The 12202-nt window shown below is 59.4% G+C and carries 7 protein-coding genes; 3 read left to right on the plus strand and 4 right to left on the minus strand.

Annotated elements, in window-relative coordinates; genetic code table 11:
• Window positions 1–84: 84 nt before the first annotated feature.
• Window positions 85–1125 (minus strand): aspartate-semialdehyde dehydrogenase, encoded by a 1041-nt coding sequence (locus ADB02_RS03300; RefSeq protein ID WP_049171166.1) that lies wholly within the window; start codon window positions 1123–1125, stop codon window positions 85–87.
• Between the two features lie 9 nt (window positions 1126–1134).
• Window positions 1135–2400 carry an aspartate kinase gene (locus ADB02_RS03305; RefSeq protein WP_016421883.1) on the minus strand — a complete coding sequence of 422 codons (1266 nt, stop codon included), beginning with the start codon at window positions 2398–2400 and terminating at the stop codon, window positions 1135–1137.
• A gap of 460 nt (window positions 2401–2860) precedes the next feature.
• On the opposite strand from ADB02_RS03305, the gene ADB02_RS03310 reads away from it, so the two are divergent.
• Both ADB02_RS03310 and ADB02_RS03315 read left to right on the plus strand, forming a co-directional pair.
• Window positions 2861–3907, plus strand: coding sequence for a DMT family transporter (locus tag ADB02_RS03310; protein ID WP_193388745.1), 1047 nt, complete (start codon window positions 2861–2863; stop codon window positions 3905–3907).
• Between the two features lie 157 nt (window positions 3908–4064).
• Window positions 4065–5117 carry a class C sortase gene (locus ADB02_RS03315; protein ID WP_049189659.1) on the plus strand — a complete coding sequence of 351 codons (1053 nt, stop codon included), beginning with the start codon at window positions 4065–4067 and terminating at the stop codon, window positions 5115–5117.
• A 6-nt stretch (window positions 5118–5123) separates the two neighbouring features.
• On the opposite strand, the gene ADB02_RS03320 is transcribed toward ADB02_RS03315, so the two are convergent.
• Window positions 5124–7421: a YhgE/Pip domain-containing protein gene (locus ADB02_RS03320; RefSeq protein ID WP_049189660.1), complete on the minus strand. Its 2298-nt coding sequence runs from the start codon at window positions 7419–7421 to the stop codon at window positions 5124–5126.
• Entirely contained in the window at window positions 7421–10054 is a 2634-nt protein-coding gene (locus tag ADB02_RS03325) for a YhgE/Pip domain-containing protein (RefSeq protein ID WP_049189661.1), read from the minus strand. The genes ADB02_RS03320 and ADB02_RS03325 overlap by 1 nt, the downstream gene beginning before the upstream one ends.
• 275 nt (window positions 10055–10329) lie before the next feature.
• Between ADB02_RS03325 and leuA the strand changes: the two genes are divergently transcribed.
• Window positions 10330–12147 (plus strand): 2-isopropylmalate synthase, encoded by a 1818-nt coding sequence (gene leuA / locus ADB02_RS03330; protein ID WP_049171178.1) that lies wholly within the window; start codon window positions 10330–10332, stop codon window positions 12145–12147.
• The last annotated feature ends 55 nt before the right edge of the window (window positions 12148–12202 follow it).

Raw genomic sequence — 12202 nt, forward strand, 5'->3', positions numbered from 1 at the left:
TAGTGGGGAGTAGTTGTCATTGAGAGCACGAAGTTCGCTAAGTGCCGAGGCTTAACTTTTTGCGCTTTTAAGTACTGCGCTCAACTACTGGTCAGCGACCAACAACTCCGCAATCTGGATGGTATTCAGAGCAGCGCCCTTACGCAGATTGTCGCCAGAGACAACCAGCACCAGGCCACGCCCCTCCGGAACCGACTGATCGACACGGATACGACCCACCAGGGACTCATCCACACCAGCGGCGGCAAGCGGATTCGGAACGTCGACGACCTTCACGCCCGGCGCGGACTCCAGCAGTTCGGTTGCCTTCTCTACGGACAGAGCATTCTCAAACTCAGCGTGAATCACCAGCGTGTGGCCAGTGAACACCGGAACGCGCACACAAGTACCAGCAACAGCCAGCTCGGGGATAGACAGAATCTTGCGGGACTCATTGCGGAGCTTCTGCTCCTCATCAGTCTCCAGCGAACCATCATCAACAAAGTTTCCAGCCACCGGCAGCGCGTTGAAAGCAATCGGTGCGACATACGGACCAAAGTCCTCCGCAACCAGAGCCGAACCATCAGTGGTCAGCTTCTCCAGGTTGTCGATGTTCTCGCGCACCTGGCCAGCCAGAGTATTCACACCAGCAAGGCCCGAACCCGAGACCGCCTGATAGGAGGACACACGCAGACGCTGCAACCCGGCCTCGTCGTGAAGCGGCTTGAGAACCGGCATCGCGGCCATGGTGGTGCAATTCGGATTCGCGACAATGCCCTTCGGGATGTCCTGCAAAGCATCCGGGTTGACCTCGGAGACCACCAACGGGACCTCCGGATCCTTACGCCACGCCGACGAGTTATCAACAACAACAGCGCCAGCAGCCGCAAAACGCGGAGCCTGCTCCTTCGACAGCGTGCCGCCAGCGGAGAACACCGCGACATCAATGCCCTTCAGATCCTCATCAGAAGTAGCCGCGACATCCTCGACAACAATCTTCTCGCCGCGGAACTCCAACTCCTTGCCCGCACTACGAGCAGAAGCGAAGAAACGAACCTTATCGGCCGGGAAATTACGCTCCGCCAACAGAGTGCGCATCACGCGGCCAACCTGGCCAGTGGCACCAACAACAGCAATCGTGGTCATGAAAACTCCTTAGCGTCCAGTACCAGCGTAAACAACAGCCTCAGTGTCGCCACCGAGATTGAAAGCGTCGTGCAGGGCCTTCACAGACTTGTCGACATCCTGGTCATTAACCAGCACCGAGATACGAATCTCAGAAGTGGAAATCAGATCGATATTCACACCCTCATCAGCGAGCGCCTCACAGAACGTCGCAGTCACACCCGGGTGGGACTTCATGCCAGCACCGACCAAGGAGACCTTGCCGACGTGATCGTCGTAAAGCACGTCCTTCCAGTCGTTGTCAGCCTGCAGCTTCTTCAGCAACGCCATCGCCTTCGGAGCATCCTCGCGCGGGCACGTGAAAGTAATGTCAGTGCGGTTATCCGCGACGGTGGAGACGTTCTGCAGCACCATATCGATGTTGATCTCCGCATCCGCAACAGCACGGAACATCTTCGCCGCCTGGCCCGGATCATCCGGAATGCCCAGCACGGTCACCTTCGCCTCGGAGCGGTCATGAGCCACACCGGTCAACACTGCTTCTTCCATAGGGATATCCTCCATCGATCCATCAACAAGGGTGCCAAGTTCATTGCTATACGACGAACGCACACGCAACGGGACATTAAACGCACGGGCGTATTCGACACTTCGCAGCTGCAAAATCTTCGCGCCAACCGCGGCCATCTCCAGCATCTCCTCGAAGGAAATGTTGTCCAAACGCTGTGCGTCCGGCACAATGCGCGGATCCGCGGTGTACACGCCGTCCACGTCGGAGTAAATCTCGCAGACGTCCGCCTCTAGGGCTGCCGCGAGGGCAACCGCAGTGGTATCCGAGCCACCACGGCCCAGCGTAGTGACGTCCTTGGTCTCGCGGTTTACACCCTGGAAACCGGCCACTAGGCAGATATGGCCCTCATCGAGAGCCTCACGGACACGGCCCGGAGTGACCTCGACAATGCGGGCGTTACCGTGGCGCTCCGTGGTAATCACGCCAGCCTGCGAACCGGTAAAAGAACGGGCCGAGGCGCCGAGGCTTGCGATTGCCATAGCGACCAGCGCATTGGAAATACGCTCACCGGCGGTCAGGAGCATATCCATCTCGCGTCCCGGCGGGACCGGGTTGACCTGCTCAGCGAGGTCCAGAAGCTCATCGGTGGTGTCGCCCATTGCCGAGCAGACAACCACGACGTCATTGCCCTGCTTTTTGGTTTCCACAATTCGTTCTGCAACACGACGAATGCGTTCGGCGCTCTCCAGGGATGAACCACCGTACTTCTGCACAACCAGTGCCATGGTCGGCAACCTCCAAAAACTAGGCAACTATATGCACGTAACTATTATTGACTCAATTTACTTGAGTCGCATTCGTAATTACATAGTGGGTTACCAAAACGTAGCTTGCGGGGGTTGCGTGGAGGGTTTGGATCGGGTTGCGTAGGGGTTGCGGGGTTATTGGGCATGGGTTGGGTGCGGATCGGACGCTGCTGCGGGCTGCAAATGTGAAACTGACTAAGTTTATGACAAAAATATGCCCTGAAACTTGTCAAAACTGACATAAACCTAGTCAGTAACTCTCGGTACTGTGCCAGGAACTCCGGGCTCAGTCAGCTCCACTCCCTAACTCCCCGGCCCGAGCTCAGTCAGCTTCTTGGCCGAACCAGCTAATTCCCGAGGCGCTGCGGGCACCAACCACTGCCCCGCCCAACCCCTGCGAAGTGGACATGACAAGTGTTGCATGCCTAGCATTCCCTACGTGAACAATGACCTTCTCGCTGCGATACTGGCACTGCTGTCCGCACTCAGCATCGCGTGGGGAACCGTCATCCGCCACAACCTCTCCGGAACACTGGAAGAGGGCACCAGCACACTTCGCGGAGTGGCGAAGACCCTGAAGCTGCCGCGCTGGTGGCTGGGCTCGGGCCTGGCGATTGCCGGGTATGTATTTCAGGTCGCGGCGTTGGCATTTGGCACGTTGCTCCTGGTGCAGCCGTTGTTGGTCATGAAGCTGATGCTCACGCTCCCGCTGGCGGCGAAGGTCAACGGTCGGCGGATTTCGCGGTCAGAGATGATCTGGTCCGTGGCGCTTACTTTTGCGGTGGCGACGCTGGTGTTGCTCGGCAAGCCGACTGCCGGCTCCACCGATATCCCCACCTACCTGTGGGGATGGGCTCTCGCCGTCGGTGGCGTGGTCACCTGCGGGCTTTACGCCGCTGCAGTTCAGTGGCCCAACACCGGCACCGGCGCCGGCGGCGGCTCAGACACCAAACAGCGCGGAGTGCTGCGCCAGAACCCGAAGGCCCTACTGCTCGGCACGGCAACCGGCTGGCTGTACGGCTTCGTCGCGCTGCTGTCTAAGTCGGTGGTCGATACCTATGTCAACGACGGACTCGTCCAGCTCCTGCTCTCCTGGGAACTCTGGCTGCTGGTGGCACTGGCGGTTATTGGCGTCGGCCTGCAGCAGGCGGCTTTTAACGCGGGACCGTTGCAGGCTTCGCTACCAGCTATGACCGTCGTGGAGCCGATTGTTGCCTTCAGCTTGGGATACATCGTTCTTGGTGAACGCTTCCAGGCAGTTGGTGTGCAGTGGGTGGCGCTGTTTATCGCACTGGCGACCATGATTTCTGCCACTATTGCCCTGGCGGCTCGGCCGGCAGAAGCCACCGCCACAGCCTCCACAAGCGCCCCAAGCACCGAAAACACCGCAGACACCGCGACCACCGACACCACAAGCACCGCAACCACCGACGCCCCAAGCACCGAAATCACCACCACAGACTCCACCGATGCCACCGCTCGGTAAGTAGAGTTCAGCTCTCCCGGGTTGCATGACCTAAATTGGTATGTGCACTTATTAAGTCGTTAGCGATTTGTCGGCCTGGCTATCCCCTGCCCGGGAATTATCCCTGGTGAGAAAGACCCGTGGCCGCTATGCACAAGGTCACCAAAGGTAGGACTCGATGGGGCGTCATTCCCATTCCAAGCGGGCAACTTCCAAGCGGGCATCCAAACCGACATCTAAGCGGAAGTCCGAACGCGCAAACAGCACCAGCACCGCAACCAAAACCGCCGCAACCAACACCAAAGCAAAGCCCCAAAAGGGCAAGAAGCTCAACTCGAACACCATCATCGCCCTGCTGTTGATCATTGGCGGTTTGGGCGTGCTGCTGTACCCGGTTGTCGCAACTCAGTGGAACAACTTCCTGCAGGCCCGCGCCGCAGATGAGTACTCCAAGCTGGAGAAATCCGCTCCTCCTGAGGTCTTGGACACCGCCTGGAACGAGGCCCACGAGTACAACGCCAGCCTCGGCGAGGTCAATCCCGGCGATGCCTGGACCACCTCCGATGACGAGTCCTCCCCGGAGTACCAGCGCTACCGCCACTACCTCGACGTGCTTGGCGAGACCGACGCGCTCGGTCGCATCGTCATCCCGTCCATCAACTCTGACCTGCCCATTTTCCACGGCACGTCGGAGAAATCGCTTTCGCGCGGTGTCGGTCACCTCTATGGCACCGACTTCCCGGTCGGCGGCGTGGGCGAGGGTGAGGGTCGTCACGCGTCGCTGTCCGCGCATACGGGTCTGCAGAATGCGACGCTGTGGGACAACCTCGACAAGGTCAAGAAGGGCGACGCGTTCTACATCGCAGTCGCGGGTCACAAGTTGAAGTATGAGGTCCACGACGTAGCCGTCGTAAAGCCGGATGAAACCGATGCTTTACGACGCGTCCCCGGAGAAGACCTGATCACCCTGATTACGTGCACGCCTTACGGCATTAACACGCACCGCCTGCTGGTGACGGGGCATCAGGTGCCGATGGATCCTGACGAGGAGTCCGTGTTCGACGGCAGCGGTTCGCAGTGGCAGTGGTGGATGTGGGCCATCCTGGCAGCAGCGGCGGTGATCATTGCGCTGCTGATTTGGTGGCTGCGGAAGCTCTCGCGCGACGGCAAGGGCGAGCCGGCGGCCGAGCGCGAGAGCGACGAGACAGAGAATGACGAGGCGGAGGATTAGGCCCCCTTACGAAGTCGCCATCACCTTCGTCTCCTCGATTGCGTTCTTGATCTCGTTGATTCCCTTTTCAAAGATGCGCTGAAGGCCCAGCGCCAGAATCAGCGACGGGATGATGAACAGCGCCAACATGAACATCAGCTTCCAGTAGTCTGCCTCATAGATACCGGCGATGGAGCTGCGGAACATATCGATCGCGTAGGTACCCGGCAGCCAAGGGCTAATGTTCTGGACCCACTGCGGCACCAGCGGCAGCGGATACGCGCCACCTGCGGCCGAGACCTGCATCACCAGCAACAGCACGCAGATGGCCTTGCCGGCGTTGTCGAAGGTGAAGACGAACGAGAAGACGATCATCATAAACACCAGCGAAATCACCCAGCCGGCCAGCAGCATCAGGAATCGGTGCGCGGGCTCGATGCCCACGTACACCTGGAGTCCCAACACCATCAGTGTGGACTGAACCAGGCCCACGCTGGCGAAGGTGGCGAACCGGCCGAAGTACTTCTCGACGCGGGTGTAGTCATCGGCCTGCGCAGCGTTGATTTGTGCGTCACTGGTCGGCTCGTCGATTTCATCGCTGGCTGCATCGCCCTGCGCATCATCGACTGCATCGCTGACCACATTCTCGGCCTCATCATCGCCGACCTTCTGTCCGTCGCGGCTACGGACCGTGGTGCGGATCAGCACCGACGACAGCAGCGCACCGATCCACAGCGCGAGGGTCGCATAGAACGGCGCCATACCCGCACCGAAGCTCTGGACTGGGAAGACGGGGTCTTCCTCGACCTGCACCGGCGCGGCCAACTGCGCTGCCAGGGCACTTGGGTCATCACCGACGGCCTCAGCAATTCGCGAGAGGTCACCGGTGTCCTTCGCCTCTTCCAGCGCGTTGTCGATCTCGTCGAAGCGAGCGGCCAGATCATCAAAGCGGGTGCTCAGACCCATCGTGGCGGCGCTGGTCTTACGAAGAGTATCCACCGGCGAGCCGGAAATCGTACCGCGGATGCCGCGAATGTCCTCGCCAATGACCTCGATGTCGTTGCTCAGACGCGACACCGGCTCCGACAGTGCGTCGATCTGCGGGCGCAGGTTCTGCTCGTAGGAGTTTTTGGCATTTTCCACAGCGGCAATCGCAGCCGTGAAAGCGTCCTTCGCCTGGCTTATCGACGATCCCGTATCCCGGCCACCACGCAAATCCGCTGCCACGGCGGAGAAACTCTCCTGCAGCCCACGGGTGCGAGCAATCGAGGTGTTCAGATCGGAAATCGCGCGGTCATAGCCCGGCTTAGCGACACCCGGAACCACTGCCCCAACGGTGTCCTCCAGGCGGTCGCGCATCGCAGTCAGGCCATCGGCCTGCTGGCCGAATTTGGCCGCCATCGCGTCAAAGGTATCTGCGGTCGCGCCGCTGGTGGCCTGGGTGCCGTCGACAAGCTCGTTGACGCGGTCGCGCACGCCTTCGTAGCTCGACTGCGTTGCGTCGAGCGCCGTGCTAACCGAGTCGCGGACATTGCCGACCGCGGCTTCCAGATCGCCTGCGACGTTGCCGTCACCCGAACCATTGCGCAGAATGTCCATCCGCGCACCAGCGTTTTCCAAAATGGAATCCGCGGTCTCCACCAGCGGCACGGTGGTCTCCACCAGCGTGGACAGCGAACGAGCAGTCTGCGCACCGGAGCGCAGCCGCGCGGCGGTGTCATCAACGCGGTTTTGCACGCGCGTCAGTGCCTGCTTGGAGTCGGAGGTGTTTAAATACTCATCCAGCGAGGTGATCACGCCCAGCCCAACACTGGCGACGACCTGCGTGAAGTTCTTGTCAATCTCCTGAATAACGCCACTCGCGCCCTTACTCGTAATGATTGACGAAAGCGCGTTCTTCTTCTCATTCGTATAGAGCGTCAGCTTCGGCGCCTTGGTGCCCCGGACGTAGAAGGTCATCAGTTCAGTACTGAAGTTCTCCGGAAGCACGATTGCCGCGTAGTAGTCACCGGACTTAGTGCCGTCGATGGCGTCCTCAGAATCCGTAATCTGCCAGTCAATTTCGTGGTTACGGCTCAGCTTCGACAGCACCTCATTGCCCAAGTTGACGTCAATCGCACCGATATCCGTGCGATGACCACGGTCATTACTGGCGACCGCAATCTTCAGCTTTTCGGTGTTCTCAAACGGCTCCCAGCTGGCCAGCACATTAAAGCAGGTGAACAGCAGCGGAATCAGCACCAGACCGAAAACCATGATGCCGGTCATCGTGTTCTGGCGGATCACCCGAAAGTCATTCCGCACAATTTCAAGAACGTTTCTCATTAGGCTTCACCTTCTGGGGAAGTCTTCACGCTTGCCGACGACACCTTCGCCTGTGGCTCAAACGAATCACCAGCATTTTCCAGCGAGTACGCATGCGGATGGGAAGTTTGGTGCTCCATGTAGGCGCGCAGCTCCTCCTCCGACATCTCGCTGAGCTCCTGGGCGTGAATCACAGACTGCTTGACGTACTCGCGCACCGCGATGTAGGCGAGGCAGAGCAGCACAAACAGGCAAGCCAGACCGAAGAACAGGGCCTTCTGATCCGGGTAGTTACGGGCCAAAATACCCAGCACCACCAGGGCGGCCACGGCGATGCCAATGGCCATGCGCATGAACAGCGTGTAGCTGCCACGCAGATTCTCCATCCGCTCGTCGACTCGCGATTGGTACTCCTCGCGGTTACGCAGCGCAAAGACGAGGTCACTGAGCTTGTATCCGCTACCGACCAGGTGGACTTCTTCGTTGTTGACCAGTCCGCCCTCTTCAAGCTGGTGGTTAACCAAGACATTGACCGAGGACAGGCTGCGGCGCAGCCAGTAACCGACCACGTAGGCGACCACTGCCATGGCCATCAAGGTGAGCATGTTCTTCAGGTAGTAATTCGAGTAGAAACCACCAATGGTCTCGCGGAGAGCATCAATGCCGTAGGTCAACGGCAAGAACGGATTCAGCGCCTGGAAGAAGTCCGGGGTCATCTCAATTGGATAGAGACCGGCGGCGCCAGGAATCTGAATAAACGCGAGCACTACGGCAATACCACGTCCCACGTGGCCAAACGCCGACACCAAACTGTAAATAATGGCGAGATAACACAACTCCACCACGACACAGGTGAGGACGAACGCAACCGCGCTGACATGCTGCACACCAATGACGATGTCACCGATAGAGACAATCAGCGCCTGGAAAGTAGCGATGATGCCCAACAGCAATGTGCGCCCCATGTACGCCTGGCCCACCGTGATTTCCTTGAAACCTTCCGCGTCGACTTCCACGCGGAAAATCACAATCAGAATGAACGCACCAATCCACAACGACAGGTTGGTAAACAGCGCCGCCATACCCGAGCCGTAGTGATCCACCGGGAACACGGCCTCCGTCTTAACCTCAGCCGGATCGCTCAGGAACTGCGAGATACCCTCAGGATCAAGGTCATTGACCATGTTCATGGCTTCGCGCTCTTCGGTGGTGCCCAGGGTAAGGACATCGAGACGCGCAGTTTCCAAGCCATCGCGCACACCATCAAGGTCGGCCTTGAAGCTCTCGAGGACCTGATCCGCAGCAGAAAGCTGCCCACTCGTAGCGTCGAGAAGCGCGGACGTTTCCTTGACGGTGTCCTTTTGCGCGCCCAGCGCCGCCGCGTACGAACCCACGCGCGCGTTGAGCTGATTAAGCGCCTTGCTCAACTGCGGAAGTGCGTCCTGGGACGCCTGACGAATCTGATCCGAGGCGGCCTTGCCGTCCTTAGTGGCCTGCGCCAATGCCTCGCTGGTGGCGTTGAGGGAGTCGAGAGTTCCCTGCGCCGAGCCGGAGACGTTCTTCAGGCCCTCCACCAGCTCTTTATTGGTGGCGTTGCTCTCGTCGAGCGCATCGATGGTGCGCTGGATTGCCTGCTTATCCGGGCCGTTGAGCGGGTTGGCCTCCAGCAGGGAATTCAGCCCACCAATGACCTGATCCGCCTGGTTGACGATGTCCTCCGCCGCAGCCGTCGCAGAATCCGAACGGGAAATTGCGCCCTGCAGATTGCCAGTCATCGCGCCAATCGCGGCGTTGGCGTTGCCGGTGCCCTCCACCAGAGCGGTGCTGCCCTGCAAGTAGGCGTCGTTGAGATCCGCGGAGAAATTCAGGACCTCATTATTGAGCTCACCAGTAATCGCCTGCACCTGCGTCAACGCATCCTGGGCGTCATCGAGGGCCGTGTCCACGCTGCCGAGAGTCTTCTTGATCTGCGCAATCGTCGGCTGCAGATCGCCAATCTGCTCCTGGATAGCACCGACTTCATCGCGGCTATTGGCAACCGCATCAGCGACATCCTGGAAAGCGTCAGCGGAATTGAGACGAGCCGCATCGAACCGGCCCTGCAGCAGGCCGCCAGCTTCCTTAACCTCCTCGGTGACCGCCTTCGCAATCTCCTTATTAAAGGAAGCGGAAATCTGACCATCAATACCGGACGCGCCCTGCGCCGTGATGTGCGGCGAGATCGCGTTGATCTTCTGGTTAGCGCGGTATTTCAGCTTTGCTGGATGCCCCTGCCCTTGAATCAGGTCAACCATTTCCTGCGAGAAATTCGGCGGAATGGTGATTTCGGCATAGACCTTGCCGCGCTTTAGGTCTCGGTCTGCCTTCTCGGCATCGGGGAACTGCCAGCCCAGTTCATGATTTTGTTTTAGTTGTTTGACCACCTGGTTACCGATATTGAGGCTTCCGGTAACCGAGGAACTCGCGCCCTTGTCCTCATTCACAATTGCCACACCGATGTTCTCGGTGTGCTCGTACGGATCCCAGAAGCCCGGGATGTTGAACCAGGAGTACAAGGCAGGGGTGATCATCACGCCGATGATGATTACCCACACTCTTGGGCTATTGCGGAGACGGCGCAAGTCTCGCTTCAGAATAGACCAGCTAGTTTGCACCTTAAGGACGCTATCATCTTTACCCCGCTAAATACATTGGTCCTAGCTTTAGAACTATCGATTGGCGGGGTGGGTGGCGTGGATGGCTGAGCATATTTCCCCCACTAAAACCCCCGAATGATGAAATTCATATAACCATCGGGGTAAGGTACATCACATGCAACGCGGACTACTGCTTCTATGCCGCGGCGGGGCTTGGGTTTAAGGCCGGCTCCCCGTCGCGGGGTTAGTTGTGCCGGCCTACAAGAAAAGTCCGAATTAGAAAGGCCCACAACATGTCTCCTTCCGACGCTTTTATTTCCGCTCCTTCTGTAATCTCCACTCCTGCTGGCGAGATTCCGGAAGGACAGCCTGCTTGGAATAAGCAGCGCAACTCCCAGATGGCAACCAACCGCTACCTGCCTTACGACCAGGAAGTTCAGGACTTCCAGCTGAAGGACCGCACCTGGCCGGACAAGCGCATTACTAAGGCACCGGTTTGGTGTGCCGTCGACCTGCGCGATGGCAACCAGGCGCTGATTGACCCAATGAGCCCGGAGCGCAAGCGCCGCATGTTCGAGCTGCTGGTCCAGATGGGCTACAAGGAAATTGAGGTCGGCTTCCCGTCCGCTTCCCAGACTGACTACAACTTCGTGCGCGAGATCATTGAGAAGAATATGATCCCGGACGACGTCACCATCCAGGTTCTGGTCCAGGCTCGCGAGCACCTGATTCGCCGCACCTTCGAGGCATGCGCCGGCGCAAAGAACGTCATCGTTCACTTCTACAACTCCACCTCGATCCTGCAGCGCGATGTTGTGTTCCGTAAGGACAAGGACGCAATCAAGAAGATTGCCACCGACGCCGCGGAGCTGATTAAGACCATCGCGAAGGACTACCCGGACACCAACTGGCGCTGGGAGTACTCGCCGGAGTCCTACACCGGCACCGAGGTTGAGTACGCCAAGGAAGTTGTCGACGCCGTGGTGGATGTCATCGACCCGACGCCGGAGAACCCAATCATCATCAACCTGCCGTCGACCGTGGAGATGATCACTCCGAACGTCTACGCAGACTCCATCGAGTGGATGCACCGCAACCTCAACCGCCGCGACTCCATCATTCTGTCGCTGCACCCGCACAACGACCGCGGCACCGGCATCGCCACCGCCGAGCTGGGCTACATGGCCGGCGCCGACCGCATCGAGGGCTGCCTCTTCGGCAACGGCGAGCGCACCGGTAACGTCTGCCTGGTCACCCTGGGGCTGAACATGCTGACCCAGGGCGTCGACCCACAGATTGACTTCTCCGACATCGACCTGATCCGCCGCACCGTCGAGTACTGCAACCAGCTGCGCGTTCCGGAGCGCCACCCGTACGGCGGCGACCTGGTCTTCACCGCCTTCTCCGGCTCGCACCAGGACGCAGTGAACAAGGGTCTCGATGCAATGGCGGACAAGGTTCGCCCGGGCGCCGCCGTCAAGGAGCTTTCCGACGAGGACCTGCGCGCGGTGACCTGGGAGGTTCCTTACCTGCCCATCGACCCGAAGGACGTCGGTCGTTCTTACGAGGCCGTTATCCGCGTGAACTCCCAGTCCGGTAAGGGCGGCGTGGCCTACATCATGAAGACGGACCACGGCATGAACCTGCCGCGCTCCATGCAGGTCGAGTTCTCCTCCGTCGTGCAGGCAGTCACCGACGCCGAGGGCGGCGAGGTCAACTCCAAGGCGATTTGGGACATCTTCGCAGGTGAGTACCTGGACCGCGAGGCTCCACTCGAGCAGATTGCCCTGACTGTCGATGCCCCTCAGAACGAGTCGGACGCCACCAAGATCAAGGCTCACATCGTCTACGAGGGCAAGGAGCAGACCGTTGAGGGTGTCGGCAACGGCCCGCTGGCCGCTTACGCCAACGCCCTGGAGAAGCTCGGCATCAACGTCGAGGTTCAGGAATACGTCCAGCACGCTCGCACCGCAGGTGACGATGCCGAGGCTGCGGCCTACGTCCTCGCAGATGTCAACGGCACCAAGGTCTGGGGCTCCGGCATCGCTGGTTCCATCACCTACGCATCGCTGAAGGCAGTCACCAGCGCGGTCAACCGCGCACTGGCTTAAACTCCACATAGTTACTGACTAGGTTTATGACACTTTCGTGGCAAAATTTGTGCGG

Source organism: Corynebacterium sp. 212_CJEI, assembly GCF_001055915.1.
In the GTDB taxonomy this organism is placed as follows: domain Bacteria; phylum Actinomycetota; class Actinomycetes; order Mycobacteriales; family Mycobacteriaceae; genus Corynebacterium; species Corynebacterium jeikeium_D.

Coding starts and splice junctions, on each gene's coding strand:
- ADB02_RS03300 (WP_049171166.1), bottom strand. CDS start 1,125: ATGACCACGATTGCTGTTGTTGGTGCCACTGGCCAGGTTGGCCGCGTG.
- ADB02_RS03305 (WP_016421883.1), bottom strand. CDS start 2,400: ATGGCACTGGTTGTGCAGAAGTACGGTGGTTCATCCCTGGAGAGCGCC.
- ADB02_RS03315 (WP_049189659.1), top strand. CDS start 4,065: ATGGGGCGTCATTCCCATTCCAAGCGGGCAACTTCCAAGCGGGCATCC.
- ADB02_RS03320 (WP_049189660.1), bottom strand. CDS start 7,421: ATGAGAAACGTTCTTGAAATTGTGCGGAATGACTTTCGGGTGATCCGC.
- leuA (WP_049171178.1), top strand. CDS start 10,330: ATGTCTCCTTCCGACGCTTTTATTTCCGCTCCTTCTGTAATCTCCACT.